Raw genomic sequence first — 23,888 nt, 5'->3', positions numbered from 1 at the left:
GGCTGAGCCGCCACTTAAGCAATCGCCAACCAAGATTAAGAATCTGTGACGGGCGCGAGCTTGCCGGCAGGATGGCCCGTTAACATTGCGCCTGAAACGAGAACGAACCAGCGACGAATCGCTGCTACGGCGGGCTTCCCGGTTTGTTCACCGCAACATGTTGGGCCGGCCTAGCCGACGTACGACTAATCCGCCCAGGTTCCGTGAAGGCAAAGGCGCCCATTCGGCGCTGCCGTTAACGAGAACGCCCCAGTTTGGCACAACCGCGCTTCTCCATCGACGACGCAAAACCCCGCCACCGTGCGGCGGCGGGCCTAGACAGGCCGTTTGCTCCTTCCCGGCAACTCAGGACAGGTACTGGCCGCCATTGACGGTCAGTGTGGATCCGGTGATGAAGCCCGCCTCGTCCGAGGCAAGGAACAGCACGCAGCGCGCGATTTCCTCCGGCTCGCCCAGCCGGCCGACCGGAATCTGCGCGATGATGGATTCGCGCACCTTCTCCGGCACCGCCATCACCATGTCGGTCCCGATATAGCCCGGGCAGATGACATTGACGGTGATGCCGGCCCGCGCGCCCTCCTGCGCCAGCGCCTTGGTGAAGCCGATGTCGCCGGCCTTGGAGGCGGAATAGTTGACCTGGCCGACCTGGCCCTTCTGGCCGTTGATGGAGGAAATCGTGATGACGCGGCCGAATTTTCGGTCGCGCATGCCGCTCCAAAGCGGATGCGTCATGTTGAAGACGCCGTTGAGATTGGTGCCGAGCACCTCGTCCCACTGTTCGCGCGTCATCCTGTGGAACATGGCGTCGCGGGTGATGCCGGCATTGTTGACGAGGATGTCCACGGGGCCGAGGTCCGCCTCGACCTTGCCGATGCCGGCCACGCAAGCCTCGTAGTCGGCAACCGACCATTTGTAGACCGGGATGCCGGTTTCCGCCCGGAACTTCTCGGCAGCCTCGTCATTGCCGGCATAGTTGGCGGCCACGTGATAGCCGGCGTTCTTCAGCGCGATCGAGATTGCCGCGCCGATGCCGCGCGACCCACCAGTGACGATTGCAGTTCTGGTCATGCTCCCCTCGCTATGTGTGAGACTCTATTTCAGTTTGGCGAAAGCCTCGTCCATCATTTGTTGGCCTACTTTCTCGCTGTAGAGCTTGACCGCGGTTACCATCTCAGGCTGCCCCAATTGCTCTACGGTCAGTTTGCACGGGTCCATGGCTATGCGGGTGATCCCCGAAGCGACCAAAAGCATCAGGCCTTTGATAGACCCCAGATCGTCGGTCAAAGCCGCAACCACCAGCTTCCTTATCACATCCTTGTCGGCTTGACTGGCGTTGTCGAACATGCACGTCGCCAAGGCCTCGGTGTCGAGCGGCTCAGAACAAGCCGCGCCCACGCCAAACCCCATCAGTGTGCCGAGAAGCACGAAAACACGGGACATGCGACCTCGCCGTTCCATGCCCCGCGCCAACATCACAGCGCCTCGACGCACATGGCGACGCCCATGCCGCCACCGATGCACAGGGTGGCGAGCCCCTTCTTGGCGCCGCGCCGGCGCATCTCGTAGACCAGCGTGTTGAAGATGCGCGCGCCCGAGGCGCCGATGGGGTGGCCGATGGCGATGGCGCCGCCATTGACGTTGACGATTTCCGGGTTCCACCCCATGCCCTTGTTGACCGCGCAGGCCTGCGCCGCGAAGGCCTCGTTGGCCTCCACCAGGTCGAGGTCCTCGGCCTTCCATCCGGCCTTTTCCAGCGCCCTGCGCGAAGCCGGAATCGGCCCGGTTCCCATGACCTGCGGATCGACGCCGGCCGTGGCCCAGGAGACGATGCGGGCCAGAGGAGCGATGCCGCGCCGGGCGGCCTCGGCCTCGGACATCAGCACCGCGGCGGCAGCACCGTCATTGATGCCGGAGGCGTTGCCCGCCGTCACCGTGCCTTCCTTGTCGAAGGCAGGGCGCAGCTTCTGCATGGCCTCCAGCGTCGCGCCGTGGCGGATATATTCGTCCTGGTCGACGACGGTGTCGCCCTTGCGGCCCTTCACCGTCACGGCGACGATCTCGTCCTTGAACCTGCCGGCCTTCTGCGCGGCCTCGGCCTTGTTCTGCGACGCCAGTGCGAACTGGTCCTGCTCGTCGCGGGTGATCTGGAACTGGCGCGCCACGTTCTCGGCGGTGACGCCCATGTGGTAGCCGTTGAAGGCGTCCCAAAGCCCGTCCCTGATCATGGTGTCGATCATCGAATAGTCGCCCATCTTCACGCCGGCGCGCAGATGCTGGCAGTGCGGTGACATGGACATGGATTCCTGGCCGCCCGCGACGATGATCCGGGCGTCGCCGGTGGCGATCTGCTGCATGCCGAGCGCGATTGAGCGCAGGCCCGATCCGCAAACCTGGTTGAGGCTCCAGGCCGTGGTTTCCTTGGGCAGGCCGGCTCCGATGGAGGCCTGCCGCGCCGGGTTCTGGCCCTGGCCGGCCTGCAGCACCTGGCCGAGGATGACCTCGTCCACTTCCTGCCCCTCGACGGAGGCGCGTGCCAGCGCTTCGCGAATGGCCACGGCGCCAAGCTCGTGGGCCGGAATGCTGGCGAAAGCGCCATTGAAGGAGCCAACGGGCGTGCGGGCGGCGCTGGCGATCACGATTGCATTCGAGCCGGACATTTTGGTCTCCTGAGTGGATTCGCGGCTGGCATGCCGCAAGGTTCTCTCCCTCGATGTTTCTTGCCCGTTCCCAAGGCCGAGTCAAACTGGAAATCGCAACTGCACAATGAGATGGCAGACTGCGGGGGAACCGTAATTCCGCAGAATAGCGGCATTTCCCGGCTGAATCATGCCGCAGTGCACAAACTCCTTTGAATTGCGGCGGCTTTGCGCATATCCTTATTTTCGGCGCAATTGTTGCCGGCCGCCTTGAGGGCATGCCGGTGCCCGGGGAGGAAGTTGATGGCCGCTAAAGACGATCCGGTAGTGATCAAGAAATATGCCAACCGCCGCCTCTACAACACGGGGACCAGCACCTACGTGACCCTCGAGGACCTCGCCGAGATGGTCAAGAAGGGCGAGGAATTCAGCGTGCAGGACGCCAAGACCGGCGAGGACATCACCCATTCGGTGCTGACCCAGATCATTTTCGAGCTGGAGAACAAGGACGGGCAGAACATGCTGCCGATCCCGTTCCTGCGCCAGCTGATCGCCTTCTATGGCGACCAGATGCAGATGATCGTGCCGAGTTTCCTCGAGCAGTCGATGACTGCTTTCGCCAAGGAGCAGGAGCGGTTCAGGGAACAGATGAAGACGGCTATGGGCGCCAGCCCCATGGACGTGATGAAGCTGATGCCCATGAAGGCGCTGGAAGAGCAGACCCGGCGCAACATGGAAATGTTCCAGAACGCCATGCGCATGTTCACGGCCTTCCCGCAGGGCACCCCCGCAGCTCCGGCCGCGCCCGACAAGGAAAAGAAGGATGTTTCCGACAAGGCCGACGACCTTCAGGAGTTGAAGGAACAAGTAGCCGCCATGCAGCGCAAGATCGATTCGATGGGGTAATACGCGCATAGTGGACGGACGTCGGCGTCTTCACCGTTCAGATGACCAACGACCCCCGCTGGGCTCCGCGCGCGCCGGCCCCGGAAGCACTTCAAAGCAGCTCTGGACATATTTTGCCTGCCGGCAGGCGCGTTGCCGCAACGCCGATCCTGCCGAGCCCGCATATCGACTTCGCCAATCAATTTTCAACCCGGTCCGGGCGCCTGCTGTGAAGCCGGCCGAGTGACCAGATTATTCCGGAGAGACCAATGACCTCGATTTCGCTCGCCAAAGCCAATCACATCATCGAAGCCGCCTTCGCCAAGGCCAAGGAAGCGGGCCTCAAGCCCCTCTCCGTCGTTGTGCTCGACGCCGGCGGCCATGTGATCGCGTTCCAGAAGCAGGACGGCTCGTCCATGCTGCGCTTCGAGATCGCCTCGGGCAAGGCCTACGGCGCGCTGGCTGTCGGCATGGGCTCGCGCAAGATCGAGGCGATGGCCAAGGAGCGCCCGCACTTCATGGAAGGCCTGTCGGGAGTCAGCGGCGGCAGGATCGTTCCGGTGCCGGGCGGCGTGCTGGTGCGCTCCGCCGGTCAGCTGGTCGGTGCCATAGGCATCACCGGCGACACCTCCGACAATGACGAGCTTGCCGCAGTCGCCGGCATCGAGGCGGCCGGCTTCGAAGCCGACGCTGGCTGACACGGCAAGAGCAATTCCGGCGCGTCAACCGCGCCGGAACATCCATGCGGCCTGGAACATGGCCAAAAAGAAAAGGACCGGCGCGAGGCCGGTCCTTTTCTTTTCTCTAACCGAAGCGTCGGAAAGGCTGCTCAGCCTTCCTTCGGCGTCAGGACCTGGCGGCCGCGATACATGCCGGTCTTCAGGTCGATGTGGTGCGGGCGGCGCATTTCGCCCGAGTTCTTGTCCTCGACATAGGTCGGGGCCTTCAGCGCATCGGCCGAACGGCGCATGCCGCGCTTGGACGGCGAGGTTTTTCGTTTTGGCACAGCCATGGAATTGCTCCATCCATCGTAAAGACCCCGATTGCCCTCGCGAAAGGGCCGCACGTCGCGGGCCGAAATCTGAGATTAGTGGGCGTGGCTATACACGGCTGTGCCGCAAAAGGCCAGCACCCGCCACGATCTTTTTTTTATGGCCTCAAGTCGCCGCTCCTGAAGCTTCCGCGCCCTAGTCCAGGCACTGCACATAGGCGCCGGAACGTGCCGCGCGGCGCTGGATGACATTGGCAAGCCGCTTCAGGCCGGGGCCCGCCTTTGCCGGGTTGCGGTCGATCGGGTTGGGCAACGTCACCGCCAGCAGCGCCGCCTGACGGGCGTTGAGCTGCTTTGCCGGAACCTTGAAATGGTATTGGCTGGCTGCCTCGATGCCATAGATGCCGGGGCCCCACTCGGCGATGTTGAGATAGATTTCCAGGATTCGCCGCTTCGGCGTCACCGCGTCGAAATAGACCGCCAGCGGCACTTCCAGGCCCTTGCGAATGACCGACCGGTCGTTCCACAGGAACAGGTTCTTGACCGTCTGCATGGGAATGGTCGAGGCGCCGCGCGTCGCCTCGCCGGCCAGCGCATCGTTGACCACGGCGCGCAACTCGCTCCAATCGATGCCGCGATGAGAGCAGAACTGTCCGTCTTCCGACATGATCACCGAATGGGCGAGCACCGGCGCGACGTCTTCGATATCCACCCATTGCCGCTCGTAACCGGACAGGGTCGCCAGGTCCTTCAGCATCAGCGTCGAGACCGGGTGCACGAAAGGCAGCAGATAGAAAAGGGTCAGCGCCAGGGGCAGCAGCGCAAGGCAGGTCAGGAAGCGCACGACGCGACGCATCCAGGTCCGGGCGCCGCGGCGCGCTCTTGGCTTCGCTGCAATGGCGAACTCGTGCACATCGGGATCGGTTACCGGTTCATCCAAGAGGTCTGCCCCTCAAAACTCCTGCCCCCGGCATAATGGCGGTTGCCGCGCCGCGCAACGCCTGAACGGCGCCAATGCCGTGGAATGCGATTCGCCGCGACACCGCTTGACCCCGCCGGCGATTGTCGTAAACCCTGCCCGCCATGATGGATGCCCACGACCTCCCCTTCGAAGCGCAGCTTGCAATCCGGGCCCAGGCTGTCGAGGCGCTGTTGCGCCAAATGCTGGACGAGCGCTTGCTGCCGGGCGAGATCGCGAGACCGTCGACACTGATGGCGGCGATGCGGCATGGCGTGCTGAATGGCGGCAAGCGGCTGCGCCCCTTCCTTGTGCTGGAAAGCGCCGCCCTGTTCGAGGCCGATGGGGAGGCAGCACTGCGAGTGGCGGCGGCGCTGGAGTGCACGCACTGCTATTCGCTGATCCACGACGACCTGCCGGCGATGGACGATGACGACCTGCGCCGCGGCCAGCCGACAGTGCATCGCGCCTTCGACGAGGCCAGCGCCATCCTGGCCGGCGACAGCCTGTTGACCTACGCCTTCGACATACTCGCCGACGCGGCAACTGCGCTGCCGGCCGAGCGCAAGCTGGCCCTGGTGCTGGGGCTTGCGCGCGCTGCGGGCCCGGGCGGCATGGCCGGCGGCCAGGCGCTCGACCTGGAGGCGGAGCGGCGTGCCCCCGACGAGGCGGGCATCATCCGGCTGCAGGCGATGAAGACCGGGGCGCTGATCCGCTATGCCTGCGAGGCCGGCGCCATCATTGCCGGCGCGGCAGAGGAAGACCGCGAGCGGCTGGCGGAGTTCGGCTCGGCCATCGGCCTTGCCTTCCAGCTTGCCGACGACCTGCTCGACCTGACCGCCAATGCGGAAACCATGGGCAAGGCCACCGGCAAGGACGCCGCCGCGGGCAAGGCGACGCTCGCGGCCCTGCACGGCGTCGACTGGACACGCACGCAGCTTGCCGGCCTCGTGGCCCAGGCGCACGCCCTGCTCGAACCCTATGGCGAGCGGGCCGCACTCCTGAAGCAAGCGGCAAGCTTCATCGCCGAACGCGAGAAGTGAAGTACTCGCCTGAACGAATTTTTAATGTAAATCGAGCGTAATCCGGCGCGGTAAACTTGTACCCGTGTTCGGAGTGCCGCGCGTGCCCGATTATTCGCAGTTCATCCGTTCGATCCGGATTCGCTATCTGTCGGGCTTGCTTATATTCGCGCTGGCCGTCGGAGCTATACTTTATGCGCTGACCAGCATGAACGCCTTCCGCAACGAGATCGACCGCATCGGCACCGGTCTCGTGACGCTGGCAAGCGACCTGCACAATGCCACCGCCTTCTCCGACACCATCTCGGCCGCCTGGCGCGAGGATACGCGCGAGGAGCTTTCAAACGCCGCAAATGGACATGCCGCACGGCTTGCCGCGCAAATCGACGGGCTGACCGCCGCACTCTCTTCGATACGCCCCGAGCTTTCGGGCAGGACCGTTGACGAGTTGTCCTCCGCTTCGGTGAACGGCGATCTCTTCTGGTCGTCTCGCGACATGGTGCGCAACCTCAGCCTGCTCGCTGGCCTGCGCAAGATCGACGATTGGAGCAACCGCGAGATCCGCAACCAGAACGACCTGTTCGTGCAGCCGATGCTGACGCGCGCTCGCATAGCCCTCGACCGGGAGCGCGCACTGGCCGAGCAGCGCGGCAATCGGCTGCTGTCCTATTCCAGCGTGCTGATGATTGCGGTGCTGTCGCTCGTCGGCCTGTGGATCTTCCGCCCCATGGAAAAGGCCATCCGCCGCGCCTTCGCCGAAACGCAGGAGTCGTTGCTGCGGGCAGAAGCCGCCGACCGAGCGAAATCCGAGTTCCTGGCCAATATGAGCCACGAGATCCGCACGCCGATGAACGGCGTGCTCGGCATGGCCGAACTGCTCGCGCGCACCGAACTGACGCCGCGGCAGAAGACCTTTACCGACGTCATCGTTAAGTCGGGCAACGCGCTGCTCACCATCATCAACGACATTCTCGACTTCTCCAAGATCAATGCCGGCCAGCTCACCCTCGATCCGGCCCCGTTCAAGATCGCCGAGGCGGTGGAGGATGTCGCGACGCTGGTGTCGGCCCGCGTGGCCGAAAAGAACCTGGAGCTGATCGTGCGCGTCGATCCGCGCCTGCCGGCCTGCGTGGTCGGCGATGTCGGCCGCTTCCGCCAGATCATCACCAACATGCTCGGCAATGCGGTGAAGTTCACCGAAAAAGGCCACGTGCTTGTCGACGTGACCGGCGAGACCAGGGACTACACGGTTCAGCTCTCGGTGCGGGTGGAAGACACCGGCATCGGCATTCCTGCCGACAAATTGCAGACCGTGTTCGAGAAGTTCGCGCAGGTCGACGGCTCCTCGACGCGCCGCCACGAGGGCACCGGGCTGGGGCTCGCCATCGCAGCGCGGCTGGTCGACCTGATGGGCGGCAAGATCGGCATCGAAAGCGAGGTCGGCCGCGGGTCAGTGTTCTGGTTCACCGTGCCGCTGCCGGTACACGCCATGGAAGAAAGCTCCGAAAACGTGCCCACCGACGTCTCCGGCGCACGGGTGCTGGTCATCGACGACAATCCGGTCAATCGCGAGATCCTGCTGGAACAGCTGCGCAGCTGGGGCTTCGACTGCGCCGCGGCCGAGAGCGGCGCGGTGGGTCTGGCGTTCCTCGACCGCGCCTACCAACTCGGCGCGCGGGTGGACTGCGTCATCCTCGACTATCAGATGCCCGGCATGAACGGCGCCGACGTGGCCAAGGCGATGTCGGCCGACAGCCGCCTTGCGGCGATCCCCATCGTGCTCCTGACTTCGGTCGACCAGATCGATTTCGGCCGGCTCGTGATCGACTATGGCATAGCCGCCCATCTGACCAAGCCAGCGCGCTCGGCGGTGCTGCTCGGCACGGTCATCGGCGCCATTCAGAAGGCGCGCGTGCAAGCTGGAAAGGCCGAATTCGTGCGCGAGCCGGTGCTCTCCGTTCCGTCCGCATTGCCGCGCCAGGAACCGGCCGCGGCCGCCTTCACGGTGCTGCGCGCGCCCGAACTCGACGCCGGCCCGGCCGCCAGCGCGCCGCTCGACATTCTCGTTGCCGAGGACAATGAAGTGAACCAGCTGGTGTTCGGCCAGATATTGTCCGGGCTCGGCCTGTCCTACAAGATCGCCGCCAACGGCCGCACCGCGGTGGAGATGTATCGCAGCTTCAAGCCGCGCCTGATGCTGATGGACGTGTCGATGCCGGAAATGAACGGATTTGAAGCAACCCGCGCCATTCGCGACATCGAGGCTGTCACGGGCACGCGCACGCCGATCATCGGGGTGACCGCGCATGCGCTGAAGGGCGACCGCGAGAAATGCATGGAAGCCGGCATGGACGACTACCTGCCCAAGCCCGTTTCCCCGGACAGGCTCGGGCGCAAGATCGGTGCCTGGCTGAGCGAGACGACGGAGATGGCGCGCCGGGCCTAGACTAGGCTGCGCCCGCTATTTGTTGCGCATTACCACGCAAAAGCCGCCTGCCGTGTGCAACTTGCCGCAGATGTTGTCGGCGTCTGCGCGACTATCGGCGCCGATGCGCACGGCATAGATGCCCGCTCGCCCTATCGGCGTGCGCACGCGGCTCACCACCGGTTCATAGGCATTCAGCAGTGCCGGAAACCGTCCCTTCACCCGTTGCCACTGGCTGACCGCAGCAGCGCGGCGGAAATTGCCGGCTATCTGCACGCCCCAGGGCTTTATGTGGATAGCGGCCATGGGAATGGTTGCCGACCGGATGATTGGCAGCAGACGACACGCCTGCGCAAAAGGCTTGCCCTTGTCCAGCGGCGGAAACCTGCCGGCGTAATCGCGCTTGGTGAAAGTGTCGGCCGGCTCGCCCATGATGTCGAGCACATAGCCTTCGGTCTCGAGCGGCAGGAAGCCGCCGGTGGCGAGCCAGCGCGTCACCCGGTTCTCGCCGGCATTGTAGGCCGCCGCGGCAAGCCCTAAATTGCCAAAGCTCTGCTTCAGTTCACCCAGATATCTGGCCGAAGCCGGAACGGCCTGATCGATGTCGAACGGATCTGCCAGGCCACGCAGCCTGGCCGTACCCGGCATGAACTGGGCTATGCCTTGGGCCCCCATCGGGCTCACGGCATTGGCGTCGAAGCGGCTTTCCTTCCAGATCAACCGGGCGAAGAAGTCTCGCGGCACGCCGTTGCGATCTGCCTCGGCCTCGATCAGGTCGCAGATGCGGCCGATGGTGACGGGCCGCGAGCGGCCCGGCGGGTCGGCGCAGGCCGCGTTGCTCCAGAGCATCGCACAAAGCAGCACTGCCGCTTTGGCGAGGGCCTTCATGGCCTATTCGGCCGCCTGCTTGCCGCCGCTGCCGAAGCGCTGTTCGACATAGTCGGCAACCATCTTCTCGAATTCCTCGGCGATGCCGGGGCCGCGCAGGGTGGTGGCCTTGCGCCCGTCAATGAAGACCGGGGCGGCTGGCGTCTCGCCCGTGCCCGGCAGCGAGATGCCGATGTCGGCATGCTTGGATTCGCCAGGCCCGTTGACGATGCAGCCCATGACCGCGATCTTGAGTTCCTCGACGCCCGGGTATTTCTCGCGCCACACCGGCATGTTCTTGCGGATGTCGGCCTGGATGTTCTGCGCCAGTTCCTGGAACACGGTCGAGGTGGTGCGGCCACAGCCGGGGCACGCCGCCACGATCGGGATGAACTGCCGAAAACCCATGGTCTGCAGCAGTTCCTGCGCCACCTGCACCTCGCGGGTGCGGTCGCCGCCCGGTTCCGGCGTCAGCGAGATGCGGATGGTGTCGCCAATGCCCTGCTGCAGCAGGATGCCCATGGCGGCCGAAGAGGCGACGATGCCCTTGCTACCCATGCCGGCCTCGGTGAGGCCGAGATGCAGCGCATGGTCGGAGCGTGACGCCAGCATGGTGTAGACGGCGATCAGGTCCTGCACCTGGCTGACCTTGGCCGACAAGATGATCTTGTCGCGCGGCAGGCCGATCTCCTCGGCAAGGTCGGCCGAGATCAGCGCCGACTGGACGATGGCCTCGCGCGTGACCTCCTGCGCGGTCAACGGCGAGCCGTTGGCCTGGTTGTCGTCCATCAGCCTGGTCAGCAGCTCCTGGTCGAGCGAGCCCCAGTTGACGCCGATGCGCACCGGCTTGTCGTGCCTGATCGCCATCTCGACGATGTCGGCGAACTGCTTGTCCTTCTTGTCCTTGAAGCCGACATTGCCGGGGTTGATGCGATATTTCGCCAGCGCCTCGGCACAGGCCGGATGATCGGCCAGCAGCTTGTGGCCGATATAATGGAAGTCGCCCACCAGCGGCACGTCGAGCCCAAGCCTTTCCAGCCGCTCGCGGATGTGCGGCACGGCGGCCGCGCTCTCGTCGCGGTCGACGGTGATGCGCACGATTTCCGAGCCGGCGCGATGAAGGGCTGCCACCTGCGCCACCGTCTGGTCGATGTCGGCCGTGTCGGTGTTGGTCATCGACTGGACGACGACCGGCGCGCCGCCGCCGACGACCACGCCGCCGACATCGACGCCGACCGAATGGCGACGGGGAAAGGGTGAGGAAAAATATCCGGTCATTGCCGGCGGCCTCTTCGCGATAGACATTTGCGCCTGAGGTGGAGGACGAAGCCGCCGATGTCAATGGCCGCGACGATCCAGGCTGCCGTAAGCTACACCGGCCGCGGCTGCAGCCAAAGGGTTTGCGATTGCGAAGCCGTTCCGCAATCGAATGCCATTTCCGGTCAGGCGCCAGGCACGCGCCTTATTCGCGTTGCCGGGCGGGGTCGTTGCCGTCGAGATAGCCTATATCGCGCTGCAGATGTTCGGGAAGCCTCCTCACATCGATCACGCCCCTGCATCTGCCCAGGCGCCAGCCCGACCAAAACCTGTCCCAGCCGCTCGTGCGCGGCGCTGGCCTTCCAATGCATTGCACATCCGCGCAGACCATGGCGGCACCCTTCGGCCTCGCACAAAGGCCGCTCCCGATTGATGTATCGGCCTTCTATCTGCGCCGGAAAGGCGTTACTTTCCAATCGAACGTCGATCGGCATGCATAAGGTGTATTGATCCATCATGGCGCACGCGCTTCCTCCCCTTCCCGCAGTCCGGGCCTTCGAGGCGGCCGCGCGCCACGGCAGCTTCACCAAGGCTGCGGAAGAGCTGGGCATGACCCAGGCGGCGGTGAGCTACCAGATCAAGCTGCTGGAGGAGCGCGTCGGCGCGCCGCTGTTCCTGCGCAAGCCGCGCCAGGTGTCGCTGACCGAGCTTGGCCAGCGACTGGCGCCAGCCTTTACCGAGGCCTTTGCGCTGATCGGCGACGCCTATGCCGCGGCGCGCTCCGGCGCCGAGGGCGTGCTGTGCATCAGCACCATCCTGACCTTCGGATCCAGCTGGCTGGCCCGCAATCTCGGCGCCTTCCAGATGCAGCATCCATCGCTGGCCGTCCGTCTCGACACCTCGATGCGGCTGATCGACTTCGCTCGCGAGGATGTCGACGTCGCCATCCGTTCCGGCAGCGGCGAGTGGCCGGGGCTGGCCGCGCACAGGCTGTTCATGCCCGACTTCACGCCCATGCTCAGCCCCAGGCTGGCGGCAAGCATAGGAGGCGTGAAGGAACCGGCCGACCTGCTGCGCCTGCCGATCCTCGACCCGCAGGACCATTGGTGGCGGGAGTGGTTCACCGCTGCCGGCCTGCCGACCGACACGCTGGCCACGCGCACAAGCAGCAGCATGGGCGCGCAGGCCTATGAGGCGAGCGCCGCCATGGCCGGCCACGGCGTGGCGATCCTGGCGCGCGCGCTGTTTGCCGACGAGGTCGCCGACGGGCGGCTGGTGCAGCCCTTCGACCTCGTCGCCAATGACGGCAAGGCCTATTGGCTGGTCTATCCCGAGGCACGCCGCAACGTGCCCAAGATCCGCGCCTTCCGCGACTGGCTGCTGGCGGCGGTGGCCGCTTCGCTCGGCAATGCGCACGGCTAGCGCCTGCACCTTTCCCGGATGGCATCTCGCCTTGCTATCGCAACGGCAGGCCTTGTAGAACAGGGCGATAGAGCCGGACATGCCGAAGTAACAATCCTATCGCAGGCGATTTCATAAGAGGGGAGACTTGACGTGAAACTGTTGCGCTATGGCGAACTGGGCCGCGAGCGGCCGGGCCTGATCGATGCGGAGGGCAAGCTCCGCGACCTGTCGCAGAACATTGCCGATCTGAGCGGCGAGACGCTCGACCCGGCCGCACTCGAGCGGCTGTCGCATGTCGATCCGGCCACGCTGCCGCTTGTGCATGGCAATCCGCGCATCGGCCCCTGCGTGTCAGGCACGGGAAAATTCATCTGCATCGGCCTCAATTATTCCGACCATGCGGCCGAGACCGGCGCCACCGTGCCGCCCGAGCCGATCATCTTCATGAAGGCGACCTCGGCCATCGTCGGCCCCGACGACGACCTGCTGATCCCGCGCGGTTCGCAGAAGACCGACTGGGAGGTCGAGCTCGGCGTCGTCATCGGCCGCACCGCAAAATACGTCTCCGAAGACGAGGCGCTCGACTACGTGGCCGGCTACTGCGTCATCAACGACGTGTCCGAGCGCGCGTTCCAGACCGAACGCTCCGGCCAGTGGACCAAGGGCAAGAGCTGCGACACTTTCGGCCCGACCGGCCCGTGGCTGGTGACCAAGGACGAGGTTGCCGACCCGCAGAACCTGTCCATGTGGCTGACCGTGAACGGCGAGAAGGTGCAGGACGGCTCGACGCGCACCATGGTCTACGGCGTGAAATATCTCGTCTCCTACCTCAGCCAGTTCATGAGCCTGCACCCGGGCGACATCATCTCGACCGGCACCCCGCCGGGCGTGGGCATGGGCATGAAGCCGCCGCGCTATCTGAAGCCCGGCGACGTCGTCGAGCTCGGCATCGAAGGCCTCGGCACGCAGCGCCAGAACGTGAAGGCCGACGCCTGATTGCCTATACCGAGCATCCCGTAGACAGCAGGGCAATCGCATACCCCCACTCCGCCTCGCTTCGCTCGGCACCTCTCCCCCTCAAAAGGGGAGAGGAAGGGAGCCAGCTTTGCGGACGGCGTTTCCTCTCCCCCCGTCGAGCGGGGGAGAGGTGCCGAGCGAAGCGAGGCGGAGTGGGGGGTCGACTTCTAGACGCGACAGCCCTGCCATAGCCGGGGGCGACGCTTGACGATGTTGCGCGTCACTCCTGAAGCATCCGACGAAGATGGCAGCTACGCGGCCAGCGTCCGGCCGTCAGCCCCAAAACGATAAGTCTTTTCCGGGTGCGGCGTGGCATAGAGCGTTGCGCCCGGCTCGGCATCGTAGACGCCGAATATGCGGACGGTGAGCAAGCCAGCCTGCTCGGTGTCGAGATAGAGATTGGTGTCGGCGCCGAGATGCTCGGCATGGACGACAGTGCCCTTCCAGGTGCCGGATTTGGCATCCACGGTGAGATGCTCCGGCCGCACGCCGATCGTCTTTGCCCTGGCTTCATTCAGCCGCGCGCCATCGATAAAGTTCATCTTGGGCGAGCCGATGAAGCCGGCGACGAATTCATTTGCCGGCGAATTGTAGAGCTCCATCGGCTTGCCGATCTGCTCGATGCGGCCGCCGTTCAGCACCACGATCTTGTCGGCCAGCGTCATCGCCTCGACCTGGTCGTGCGTGACATAGATCATCGTGGCCGACAGGCGCCGGTGCAGCTGGGCGATCTCCAGCCGCGTATTGACGCGCAGCGCGGCGTCGAGGTTGGAAAGTGGCTCGTCGAACAGGAAGAGCTTTGGCTCACGCACCACGGCGCGACCGATGGCGACGCGCTGGCGCTGGCCTCCCGACAGTTCCGCCGGCCGGCGCTCCAGATAGGGATCGAGCGACAGCATGGTGGACGCGGTCGTCACGCGCCGCGCGATCTCGTCGGACGGGGTCTTCGCCTGCTTGAGGCCCAGGCTCATATTGTTGCGCACGGTGAGATGCGGGTAGAGCGCATAGGTCTGGAACACCATGGCGATGCCGCGGTCGGCCGGCGGCACGGCGTCGACCTTGCGGCCGTCGATCAGCACATTGCCCGAGGTCGCGTCCTCAAGTCCGGCAATGACGCGCAGCAGCGTGGACTTCCCGCAGCCCGAAGGGCCGACGAAGACGACGAATTCGCCGTCCTCGACCTCGAGGTCGATGCCCTTCAGCACATCGACATTGCCGAAGGATTTCTTGACGTTCTGGATCTTCAGCGAGCCCATGCGCTACTCCCGATAGAAAAGACGGCTCTTTCGCGCGTCACAGCCGCACCGCCTTGCCGGTGCGCACGCTCTCGTCCGCGGCGAGGCAGACGGCGAGCGATTTGACCGCGTCGCTCATGTGGCGGGTTAGGTCGATGTCCTCGCGGATGGCTTTCAGCAGGAAGGCCTGCTCCAGCTCGCACAGCTCCTGATGGCCCGGCTCGCCGGTCATGGACAGGTGTTCGTCCGGCGCGGCGAAGCGGCCGTCCGGCCCGGTCGCGGCGCGGTGCAGGCGGATCATGTTGGTCTTGGTGTGGGAATCCACGTCGTCCGACTTCGCCTTCTCGTCCATGACGATGGAGACGCAGCCATTGGGCGAGATCACGTCCTTCACGAAGAAGGCGGTTTCCGACATCATCGGCCCCCAGCCGGACTCATACCAGCCGACTGAGCCGTCCTCGAACAGCACCTGCAGATGGCCGTAATTGTACATGTCGGGCGCGACCTCGTCGGACAGGCGGAGGCCCATGCCGCGCACCTCGACCGGCCTGGCGTCGGTGATCTGGCACATGACGTCGAGATAATGCACGCCGCAGTCGACGATCGGCGAGGTCGTCTGCATCAGCTGCTTGTGCGTCTCCCAGGTGTGACCGCTCGACTGCTGGTTCAGGTTCATGCGGAACACGTAGGGCCCGCCGAGATCACGGGCTTCCGCGATCAGGCGCACCCAGGAGGGGTGGTGGCGCAGGATGTAGCCGATGACCAGCTTGCGGCCATTGGCCTTGGCGGCGGCGACGACGCGCTCGGCATCGGCAACGGTGGTTGCGAGCGGCTTTTCGACGAACACATGGCAGCCGGCCTCAAGTGCTGCGACTGCATAGTCGGCATGGCTGTCGGAATAGGTGTTGATCGAGGCGACGTCCGGCTTCAGCTCGGCCAGCGCCTCCATGAAGGACGGCCGGATTTCATAGCCCGAAAGCTCCTCTGGCAGCTGCACCTGCGAGCGGTTGACCAGCGAGGCGATCTCGAAGCCCGGATTGCGGTGATAGGCCAGCGCGTGGCTGCGGCCCATATTGCCGAGACCGGCGACAAGGACGCGCAGCAGATTTGGAGAACTCATTTGACGGCTCCGGAGGTAATGCCGCGGATCAACTGCCGCGAGAAGATCAGGTAGAGGACGAGGACCGGCAGGATCGCCAGCGAGAGCGCTGCCAGCACCGCGTTCCAGTTGGTGACATACTGGCCGATGAAAAGCTGCGCGCCGAGCGTGACGGTCTTGGTCGGCTCGGAAGGCGCCAGGATCAGCGGGAACCACAGGTCGTTCCAGATCGGGATCATGGTGAACACCGCCACCGTCGCCATGGCCGGGCGCATCAGCGGCAGCACTAGGCGGAAGAAGATGCGGTATTCGGAAAGCCCGTCAATGCGGCCGGCATTCTTCAGGTCGTCGGACACCTGCTTCATGAATTCCGACAGGATGAAGACGCAGAGCGGCAGGCCCTGCGCGGTGTAGACCAGGATCAGTGCCGTCAGCGTATTGACCAAACCGCTTGCCACCATCAGCTGCAGGATGGCGACTGTGCCAAGCCGGATCGGGATCATGATGCCCAGCGCCAGATAGAGCCCCATCAGCGTGTTGCCCTTGAAGCGGTATTCGGCCAGCGCGAAGGCGGCCATGGCGCCGAACAGCAGCACGAGGAAGAGCGAGGCGACGGTGACGATAAAGCTGTTCTGGAAATAGAGCAGGAAGTCGCCCTGCGCGAGCACGGTCTTGTAGCCGATCAGGTCGAATGTCTCGGCGGTCGGCGCGGCCAGAGGCGTCCGGAAGATGGCGTTGCGCGACTTGAACGAGTTGATGACAATCACCACCACCGGAAACAGCGCGATGACCGTGTAGGCCAGCAGGATGGCATGGGCCGCGATGGTGCGGGGACGAGACGAGGTGGCGCGGCTCATGCGTGGCCTCCGGAAAATCCGGTCTCCGCGCGAAGCTTATTCGCGCCCCCCTCCGGCACACGCTTGGCCGACCTTATACCCCCACCCCTAACCCCTCCCCACAGGGGGGAGGGAGACGATTTCGTCGCCATGGCCGCCCAAGCCGGTGACGGCTGGTGGCGAACGGCCGTGCAGCAGAATTCCCCTCCCCCTTGTGGGGAGGGGTTAGGGGTGGGGGTAGGACGCATGACGATCATCTCCACCTCCTCAGAACTGGTAGCGACGCAGGCGCGTCTGGATAGCGAAGAGATAGAGGCACACGCCGGCGAGGATGATGAAGAACATCATCGAGGCGATGGTGGAGCCCATATGGGGATCGCCGATCTGCAGCTGGAAGCCGAAGAAGGTGCGGTAGAGGAAGGTGCCGAGAATGTCGGTCGAATAGTTCGGCCCGGCAAGCGCCCCTTGCGCCGAATAGATCAGGTCGAAGGCGTTGAAATTGCCGACGAAGGTCAGCACCGAAATGATACCGATGGACGGCAGGATCAGCGGCAGCTTGATCTTCCAGAACTGCGCCATGCCGGTGATGCCGTCGCACTCGGCCGCCTCGATCACCTCGTCGGGAATGGACAGCAATGCCGCATAGATCAGCATCATCGGTATGCCGACGAACTGCCAGACCGAGATCAGGCCGAGCGTTGTCAGCGCATATTGCTCCTTGCCCAGCCACGGCACGAACAGGCTCTTCAGCCCGACGAGGTCGAGCAGGTTGGGTGCCACGCCCCACAGCGGGCTGAGGATCAGTTTCCACGCGAAACCGACGATGACGAAGGACAGGATGGTCGGGATGAAGATCGTGGTGCGGTAGAAGGCGGAAAAGCGCAGCCTGGGGCTCGACAGCAGCCCCGCCAGAACGATGCCGATCGGGTTCTGCACCAGCATATGGATGATGAAGAACCAGACATTGTTCCAGAGCGCGTTCCAGAAGGTGGCGGCCCAGCGCGGATCGAGGAACAGGGTGCGGAAATTATCGAGACCGGCAAAGACGCGCGACTGGCCGTCGAGCGTGAACAGCGAAAGCTGCAACGTGCCGAACAGCGGGAGGATCATCACCGCCGTGTAGACGAGCAGCGCCGGCGCCAGGAAAACGGCGATGTGCCAGCGTCGCGGCCGTCTGCGTTCGGTGTCGTCTGCCATGGGTCCCCCGAATGAAAGCCGGGCCGCCGGTGGCGGCCCGGTTGGTGCTTGCCGCAGCCTTAGTTAGCCGGCTTGTACCAGCTGTCGAGGCCTGCCTGCAGCTTCTTGCCCGCGTCTTCCGGCGTCGTCGTGCCGTTGATGACGTTGGCCGATTCCACCCAGGTCTCGTTTTCCAGGTTCGGCGTGCCGCGCGACAGAATCTGGTAGGTCGAGCGGATGGTCGGCTTGCACTTCTCGCGCCAGGAGACGAACTCCTGCGCCAGCGGGTCTTCCATCTTCACGGCGGCCGAGTTCAGGCTGAAGAAGCCCGGCAGGGCGTTGGCGTAGATGGTGGCGAATTCCGGCGAGGCGACCCAGGACAGGAAGGTCTTGGCGGCCTCGGCGTTCTTGCTCTTGGCATTGAGGCCGATGCCGATGTCGTTGTGGTCGGAGATGTAGCAGGTGTCGCCGGCATTGCGCACCGGCGGCGGGAAGGCACCCATTTTGAACTGCGCCTGGGTGTTGAACACCGAGATTTCCCACGAGCCGGCCGGATAGATGGCAGCGCGGCCGAGCGTGAACAGGTTCTGGCTGTCCGGATAGCTCTGCGCCTCGAAGCCGTCGCCGAGATAGTCCTTCCACTTGGCGAGCGTGGCGAAGGGCTCCACCCACTGCGGGTCGGTCAGCTTCTGCTCGCCCTTGATGAGCGCCAGGCGGCCTTCCTCACCCTTCCAGTAGGTCGGGCCGATGTTCTGGTAGCCCATGGTGGCGGCTTCCCAGAGGTCCTTGGTGCCCATGGCCATGGGCACGTAGTTGCCGTCTTCCTTGATCTTGTCGAGGGCTGCGAAGAATTCTGCCTCGGTGGCCGGCGGCGTGATGCCGAGCTGGTCGAAGGCATCCTTGTTGTAGATGAATCCGTGGATGACCGACGCCATCGGCACGCAGAATGTGGCCTTGCCATCGTCCGTGGTCCAGGCGGACCTGGCGACGTCGGAGAAGTTCTCCATGCCCGACAGGCTGGTCAGGTCGGCAAGGTGACCCTTGTTGTAGAGTTCCAGCGAGGCGTCGAACGGACGGCAGGTGATCAGGTCGCCGGCCGAGCCCGCATCCAGCTTGGCGTTGAGGGCGGCATTGTATTCGGTCGGCGCGGAGGGCGAGAACACCACCTTGATGCCGGGGTTCTTGGCCTCGAAGGCCGGGATGAGCTTTTCCTGCCAGATCGGCAGGTCGTCATTGCGCCAGCTTTCGATGGTCAGCGTGGCGTCGTCGGCCAAAGCCATGCCCGCCGAGCCGAGAATGCTGGACGCCATCAAGAGCGCTGTCAGTGCCTGGGTTTTCATGTCGTTTCTCTCCCTATTGACCCGTTCAGGTTCGGTATTGACGGGAGTGAGGCATCTGCCTGCAGCCCCCTCCTATGTGCGAAAGCGTAGTGCGATGCCTTGAAGGCCCCGCGACTTCGAGCGATATGGTCCCGGCCGCCCCCATGCGGGGGGCTGGCTTATCGATGTCATGAAAGGAAGGAAGCATGGCCGCTGGCGGCTGCATACCGAGCCTGCCGGCACTTTTGCGCGCTGCTTCGGCCATTGAAATCCCTCCCGTCCAAAAACCATACCAAAAAAATACCACTTGTCCACCCGCGTTAACGAATTTGCGGGTCACCGGAGCGAAACCGGTTAAATTGCCCCTTATTCAAGGGTTTCCCGGCAACGAGCTCGGTTTTGGAAATTAGCCCCTTGGCTATTGGTATTTTATTGGTATCATCGCCAAAAGGAGGCGCTTACGTGGATCTGGTGCTTGGCATAGATGGCGGCGGCACAAGCTGCAGGGCTGCATTGGCAACCGCTTCCGGCACTGTCCTCGGCCGCGGCAAGAGCGGTCCGGCCAATATCATGACCGATCTTCACGGCGCCCGCCAGAACATCGTCGAGGCAGCTCGGCTGGCCTTCGTCGATGCCGGGCGCGACGCCGAACTCATTGCCCAGACCGACGCCGTTCTTGGCCTCGCTGGCACCAATGTCGGCGGCTACAAGCAGCAGATTCTGGATATCCTGCCCTTCCGCCGCAGCCTTGTGGAAAGCGATGCGGTGATCGCGCTCAACGGCGCGCTAGGCCACCATGACGGCGCCATCGCCATCATCGGCACCGGTTCGATCTTCATGTCGCGCAAGGGCGCGGCGATGCAGACGATCGGCGGCTGGGGCTTCATGCTCGGCGACCTCGGAGGCGGCGCGCGCATCGGCCGCGACCTGTTGCAGGAAACGCTGCTTGCCCATGACGACATCCACCCCGCCTCGCCGCTCACACAGGCCGTTCTGGAGCGCTTCGGCGGCGACCCGCGCGAGATCGTCAAGTTCGCAGCCTCTTCCAAGCCTGCCGATTTCGGCACCTTCGCGCCGATGGTCTTTGACCATGCCGCGCGCGGCGATGCCGTGGCCAGGCTGGTGCTTTCCCGCGCCGTCAGCGACATCGAGGAGGCGCTGGACGCGCTGAAGCTCTCGCCCGACCAGCGACTGTGCCTGCTAGGCGGGTTGGCGGCCCTCGTCGCGCCGCATCTGTCGGCCCGCTACCAGAAAATGCTGCACGCGCCGGAGCAGGACGCGCTGGGTGGCGCGGTGGCGATGGCTGCAAGACTGTTCGGCACCGCCGGAGCGCCGGCCCATGTCTGACGCGGCCGAGAGCATCTTCTCGCTCGTCAAGGCGTCCGGGGGCAGCGGCGCGCCGCTCTACCTGCAGTTGAAGAAGAATATCGAGGACGCCGTCGAGCGCGGCATCATCGGGCCGGGCGACGCGCTGCCTTCCGAACGCGACATCGCGCTCAAGGCCGACGTCTCGCGCGTCACCGTGCGCAAGGCCGTGCAGGACCTGGTCAAGAGCGGCATCCTCGTGCAGCGCCACGGGTCCGGCACCTTCGTGGCGCCGCGCATGGAGCGCGTGGAACAGTCGCTGTCGCGGCTCACCTCGTTCACCGACGACATGGCCCGGCGTGGCATGACGGCAAGTTCCGCCTGGCTCGACAAGGGCGTCTACCCGCCCTCGCCCGACGAAATAATGATACTCGGCCTCTCGGCCAAGGAGATGGTGGCGCGCGTCAGCCGGCTGCGGATCGCCAACGACACGCCGATGGCGATCGAGCGCGCCTCGCTGTCGCTAACCGTCCTGCCCGACCCTGCCGCCGTCGGCTCCTCGCTCTACAATACGCTTGAAAAGACCGGCAATCGCCCGCTGCGAGCCGTGCAGCGAATCTCGGCGATCAATGTCGGCGCAGCAGACGCCAAACTGCTCGACGTGCCCGTCGGCTCGGCCTGCCTGCACATCGAGCGGATTTCCTACCTTGCCAGCGGCAAGGTGATAGAATTCACCCGCTCCGTCTATCGCGGCGACGCCTACGACTTCGTCGCCGAACTCAGGCTGGCGGGCCCTAGCGAAGACTTCGGAGGCAAGACTTGACTGCAACGACCCATATGCGCCGCGAGATCGAGGAGATCCCCGATGCGGTGGCGCGGCTGCTCGAAGGTTCCCGGGCAGCGCTTGCCGAGGCCGGCCGCGACATTGCCAGGCGCGACCCGCGCTTCGTGGTCACGGTTGCGCGCGGTTCCTCCGACCATGCCGCAACCTTCCTGAAATACGCCGTCGAACTGACCGCCGGCCTGGCCGTCGCCTCTGTCGGCCCGTCGGTCGCCTCGATCTACAATGCGCCGCTAAAGCTCTCCGGCTCAGCCTGCGTGGCAATCTCGCAATCCGGCAAGAGCCCCGACATCGTGGCGATGGCGGAAGCGGCGCGCAGGGCGGGCTCGCTCACCATCGCGCTGACCAACACCGCCGACTCGCCGCTGGCCAGGGCCTGCGAGCACACGATCGACATTCTTGCCGGCGTCGAGAAGAGCGTGGCGGCGACCAAGACCTTCGTGAATTCGGCCGTGGCGGCGGTGGCGCTGATGGCGCACAGCACCAAGGACCAGGCGCTGCTTGCAGCACTTGCCGAACTGCCCGGCCATTTCCGCAAGGCGGTGGACTGCGACTGGATGCAGATGGCAGCCGCTCTGGACAGCGCCAGTTCGCTGTTCATTCTCGGGCGCGGCCCATCCGTCGCCCTCGCCAGCGAGGCAGCGCTGAAATTCAAGGAAACCTGCGCCATGCACGCCGAGGCCTACAGCGCGGCCGAAGTCATGCACGGGCCGATGGCGCTGGTGCGGCCCGGCTTTCCGGTGCTGGCGCTGGCGGCGCGCGACGCTTCCGAGGCCTCCGTGGTCGATACCGCCGGCCGCCTCGCCAACAAGGGCGCGACGGCATTCATCACGTCGGACAATGCCGGCAAGGCCACGCGCCTGCCTTTCGTCGCGACCGGCCACCCGCTGACCGATCCGCTGGCGCTGATCGTGTCCTTCTATGGCTTCGTCGAGGCCTTTGCGCGCCATCGCGGCCTCAACCCCGACGAGCCGGCAAATCTGCGAAAGGTGACCGAGACGCTATGAACGACAGCTTCGCCATCGCCGGCGCGCGCATCTTCGACGGCCAGGCCTGGCATAACCGCTCGGCCCTAGTCGTGCGCGACGGCGTCGTCGAACGCATCGAGGCCGGCGGCGCCGTGCCGGCCGGGATGAAGGTGGTCGAACTCGATGGCGGCATGATCGCGCCCGGCTTCGTTGACCTCCAGGTCAATGGCGGCGGCGGCGTGATGCTCAACGACGCGCCGTCGGTGGAGACGATCCGCACCATCTGCGCCGCCCATGCGCGCTTCGGCACCACGGCGCTGCTGCCGACGCTGATCACCGACACGCCCGAGATCACCGCCGCAGCAGTCGCGGCCGGCGCCGATGCCGCGCGGGAAAAGGTGCCCGGGTTCCTCGGCCTGCACCTGGAAGGCCCGCACCTGTCGCTCGCTCGCAAGGGCGCGCATGATCCGGCGCTGATCAGGCCGATGAACGACGCCGACGAGACAGCATTGACCGCCGCGCGGCAAAAAATGCCGGTGCTGCTCACCACCATTGCGCCGGAGTCCGTCGACCAGACCCGCGTCGGCCGCCTCAAGCAGGCGGACGTGGTGGTCAGCCTCGGCCACACCGACACCGATTACAGCACCTCGCAGTCATTCGCCGAAGCCGGCGCAACGATGGTCACCCATCTCTTCAACGCCATGAGCCAGATCGGCAATCGCGAGCCGGGGGTGGTCGGGGCGGCAATTGACAGCCAGACGCTCTATGCAGGCCTGATCGCCGACGGCATCCATGTCCATCCGGCAGCGATGGGGATCGCGCTGCGCGCCAAGACCGGGCCGGCGAAGATCTTCCTCGTCACCGACGCCATGGCCACCATCGGCACCGACATGAAGTCGTTCACGCTGAACGGCCGTATCATCAGGCGCGAAAACGGCCGCCTGACGTTGGAAGACGGAACGCTGGCCGGCGCCGATCTCGACATGATCTCGGCCGTGCGCTTCATGCATGAGACCATCGGGCTTGAACTCGACGAGGCGCTGCGCATGGCCTCGCTCTATCCGGCCGAGGCCGTCGGCCAGGACGGCAGGCTCGGCCGGCTGATAATGGGATCTGCGGCCAATATCGTGCATCTGTCCGATGATCTCGACGTGCGGAGCGTGTGGATCGAGGGTGCGAAGGTGTTTTCGGCGGCCGCCTGACGGCGGCTGGCCTGCGCGCCTTTTATCCGATCACAACCGCCGCCTTGCCTGTGGCACCGGACTGCCGACGGAGAGTCCGAGGCATGGGTCCCCGGAACCTCCGCATTTCGCTGCGCTCATGCTCCGGCCCGAGGACGACGGCGAGGTGTGAAGCCACGCTGTGTCCGGCGCTTCAGAAGGATGTAGACCGCAACCTCTGGTCCGTCATTCCCGACCTCGTGAGCGAGTGAAGCGAGCGGTCGGAAATCCATGCCTCGACAGTGATGCAGCCAGAGCCGCTATCGAATTTTCATCTGACAGGCGCTACTTCAACGCGCCGTCACCAGCCGCCCTTATCGCGGCTATGTTTTGGGCATAGGCGTCCGAGCTGCCGCCCTTGAACACGGCCGAGCCTGCCACCAGCACATTGGCGCCGGCGGCCGTGACCAGCGGCGCGGTTTCGGGC

Annotated in this window: 22 protein-coding genes and 1 pseudogene; 10 read left to right on the top strand and 13 right to left on the bottom strand. The window is 64.9% G+C overall.

Annotated elements, in window-relative coordinates:
* Window positions 1-345: 345 nt before the first annotated feature.
* The 3 genes from phbB to AC3A4H_RS17775 are packed head-to-tail and all read right to left on the bottom strand — an operon-like array spanning window position 346 to window position 2,657.
* Window positions 346-1,068 (bottom strand): acetoacetyl-CoA reductase, encoded by a 723-nt coding sequence (phbB, locus tag AC3A4H_RS17785; RefSeq protein WP_487767897.1) that lies wholly within the window; start codon window positions 1,066-1,068, stop codon window positions 346-348.
* Between the two features lie 24 nt (window positions 1,069-1,092).
* The gene (locus tag AC3A4H_RS17780) at window positions 1,093-1,440 is read right to left on the bottom strand and encodes a hypothetical protein (protein WP_487767896.1); all 348 of its coding nucleotides are present in this window, start codon (window positions 1,438-1,440) and stop codon (window positions 1,093-1,095) included.
* Window positions 1,441-1,472: 32 nt separating this feature from the next.
* Window positions 1,473-2,657, bottom strand: a complete 1,185-nt coding sequence (locus AC3A4H_RS17775; protein ID WP_487767895.1) for an acetyl-CoA C-acetyltransferase — start codon at window positions 2,655-2,657, stop codon at window positions 1,473-1,475.
* A gap of 282 nt (window positions 2,658-2,939) precedes the next feature.
* Between AC3A4H_RS17775 and phaR the strand changes: the two genes are divergently transcribed.
* Both phaR and AC3A4H_RS17765 read left to right on the top strand, forming a co-directional pair.
* Complete coding sequence (phaR, locus tag AC3A4H_RS17770) at window positions 2,940-3,542, top strand: polyhydroxyalkanoate synthesis repressor PhaR (RefSeq protein ID WP_348778916.1); 603 nt, start codon at window positions 2,940-2,942, stop codon at window positions 3,540-3,542.
* A gap of 248 nt (window positions 3,543-3,790) precedes the next feature.
* On the top strand, window positions 3,791-4,219 hold the full coding sequence (locus tag AC3A4H_RS17765; RefSeq protein WP_487767894.1) for a GlcG/HbpS family heme-binding protein: 429 nt from the start codon (window positions 3,791-3,793) through the stop codon (window positions 4,217-4,219).
* 131 nt (window positions 4,220-4,350) lie between these two features.
* On the opposite strand, the gene rpmF is transcribed toward AC3A4H_RS17765, so the two are convergent.
* A complete protein-coding gene (rpmF, locus tag AC3A4H_RS17760; protein ID WP_008873867.1) occupies window positions 4,351-4,533 on the bottom strand; it encodes a 50S ribosomal protein L32 in 183 nt (60 codons plus the stop codon).
* A gap of 175 nt (window positions 4,534-4,708) precedes the next feature.
* Window positions 4,709-5,452, bottom strand: coding sequence for a monofunctional biosynthetic peptidoglycan transglycosylase (gene mtgA, locus AC3A4H_RS17755; RefSeq protein WP_487767893.1), 744 nt, complete (start codon window positions 5,450-5,452; stop codon window positions 4,709-4,711).
* Window positions 5,453-5,595: 143 nt separating this feature from the next.
* Between mtgA and AC3A4H_RS17750 the strand changes: the two genes are divergently transcribed.
* Window positions 5,596-6,513 (top strand): polyprenyl synthetase family protein, encoded by a 918-nt coding sequence (locus AC3A4H_RS17750; RefSeq protein WP_487767892.1) that lies wholly within the window; start codon window positions 5,596-5,598, stop codon window positions 6,511-6,513.
* 82 nt (window positions 6,514-6,595) lie between these two features.
* Window positions 6,596-8,938, top strand: coding sequence for a response regulator (locus AC3A4H_RS17745; protein WP_487767891.1), 2,343 nt, complete (start codon window positions 6,596-6,598; stop codon window positions 8,936-8,938).
* A gap of 15 nt (window positions 8,939-8,953) precedes the next feature.
* Here AC3A4H_RS17745 and AC3A4H_RS17740 read toward each other — a convergent pair whose 3' ends face one another.
* Both AC3A4H_RS17740 and ispG read right to left on the bottom strand, forming a co-directional pair.
* Window positions 8,954-9,805 (bottom strand): lytic transglycosylase domain-containing protein, encoded by an 852-nt coding sequence (locus AC3A4H_RS17740; RefSeq protein ID WP_487767890.1) that lies wholly within the window; start codon window positions 9,803-9,805, stop codon window positions 8,954-8,956.
* Window positions 9,806-9,808: 3 nt separating this feature from the next.
* Window positions 9,809-11,062: a flavodoxin-dependent (E)-4-hydroxy-3-methylbut-2-enyl-diphosphate synthase gene (gene ispG, locus AC3A4H_RS17735; protein ID WP_487767889.1), complete on the bottom strand. Its 1,254-nt coding sequence runs from the start codon at window positions 11,060-11,062 to the stop codon at window positions 9,809-9,811.
* Between the two features lie 495 nt (window positions 11,063-11,557).
* Here ispG and gcvA point away from each other — a divergent pair, with 495 nt between their 5' ends.
* Window positions 11,558-12,463 (top strand): transcriptional regulator GcvA, encoded by a 906-nt coding sequence (gene gcvA, locus AC3A4H_RS17730; protein WP_487767888.1) that lies wholly within the window; start codon window positions 11,558-11,560, stop codon window positions 12,461-12,463.
* A gap of 132 nt (window positions 12,464-12,595) precedes the next feature.
* The gene (locus tag AC3A4H_RS17725; RefSeq protein WP_487767887.1) at window positions 12,596-13,441 is read left to right on the top strand and encodes a fumarylacetoacetate hydrolase family protein; all 846 of its coding nucleotides are present in this window, start codon (window positions 12,596-12,598) and stop codon (window positions 13,439-13,441) included.
* Window positions 13,442-13,713: 272 nt separating this feature from the next.
* Here AC3A4H_RS17725 and AC3A4H_RS17720 read toward each other — a convergent pair whose 3' ends face one another.
* From AC3A4H_RS17720 to AC3A4H_RS17700, 5 genes are all read right to left on the bottom strand, one after another.
* Window positions 13,714-14,718: an ABC transporter ATP-binding protein gene (locus AC3A4H_RS17720; RefSeq protein WP_487767886.1), complete on the bottom strand. Its 1,005-nt coding sequence runs from the start codon at window positions 14,716-14,718 to the stop codon at window positions 13,714-13,716.
* Between the two features lie 37 nt (window positions 14,719-14,755).
* A complete protein-coding gene (locus AC3A4H_RS17715; RefSeq protein ID WP_487767885.1) occupies window positions 14,756-15,817 on the bottom strand; it encodes a Gfo/Idh/MocA family protein in 1,062 nt (353 codons plus the stop codon).
* A complete protein-coding gene (locus tag AC3A4H_RS17710; protein ID WP_487767884.1) occupies window positions 15,814-16,653 on the bottom strand; it encodes a carbohydrate ABC transporter permease in 840 nt (279 codons plus the stop codon). The genes AC3A4H_RS17715 and AC3A4H_RS17710 overlap by 4 nt, the downstream gene beginning before the upstream one ends.
* Before the next feature lie 246 nt (window positions 16,654-16,899).
* Entirely contained in the window at window positions 16,900-17,829 is a 930-nt protein-coding gene (locus tag AC3A4H_RS17705; RefSeq protein WP_487767883.1) for a carbohydrate ABC transporter permease, read from the bottom strand.
* A gap of 59 nt (window positions 17,830-17,888) precedes the next feature.
* On the bottom strand, window positions 17,889-19,118 hold the full coding sequence (locus AC3A4H_RS17700; RefSeq protein ID WP_487768101.1) for an ABC transporter substrate-binding protein: 1,230 nt from the start codon (window positions 19,116-19,118) through the stop codon (window positions 17,889-17,891).
* A 471-nt stretch (window positions 19,119-19,589) separates the two neighbouring features.
* Here AC3A4H_RS17700 and AC3A4H_RS17695 point away from each other — a divergent pair, with 471 nt between their 5' ends.
* From AC3A4H_RS17695 to nagA, 4 genes are read left to right on the top strand one after another with little or no spacing between them, the layout of a single operon-like run.
* Window positions 19,590-20,474, top strand: coding sequence for a glucosamine kinase nucleotide-binding domain-containing protein (locus tag AC3A4H_RS17695; RefSeq protein WP_487767882.1), 885 nt, complete (start codon window positions 19,590-19,592; stop codon window positions 20,472-20,474).
* Window positions 20,467-21,255: a GntR family transcriptional regulator gene (locus AC3A4H_RS17690; RefSeq protein ID WP_487767881.1), complete on the top strand. Its 789-nt coding sequence runs from the start codon at window positions 20,467-20,469 to the stop codon at window positions 21,253-21,255. The genes AC3A4H_RS17695 and AC3A4H_RS17690 overlap by 8 nt, the downstream gene beginning before the upstream one ends.
* A gap of 14 nt (window positions 21,256-21,269) precedes the next feature.
* Entirely contained in the window at window positions 21,270-22,280 is a 1,011-nt protein-coding gene (locus tag AC3A4H_RS17685; protein WP_487768100.1) for an SIS domain-containing protein, read from the top strand.
* Window positions 22,277-23,443: an N-acetylglucosamine-6-phosphate deacetylase gene (nagA, locus tag AC3A4H_RS17680; protein WP_487767880.1), complete on the top strand. Its 1,167-nt coding sequence runs from the start codon at window positions 22,277-22,279 to the stop codon at window positions 23,441-23,443. Before AC3A4H_RS17685 ends, nagA begins: the two co-directional genes overlap by 4 nt.
* Before the next feature lie 303 nt (window positions 23,444-23,746).
* Here the strand turns inward: nagA and AC3A4H_RS17675 are convergent.
* Window positions 23,747-23,888: pseudogene (locus tag AC3A4H_RS17675) on the bottom strand (ribulose-phosphate 3-epimerase); the annotation flags it as partial.

The organism is Pseudaminobacter sp. Soil_N_29, assembly GCF_057656055.1.
This window is presented reverse-complemented; position numbering and strand designations above follow the sequence as displayed.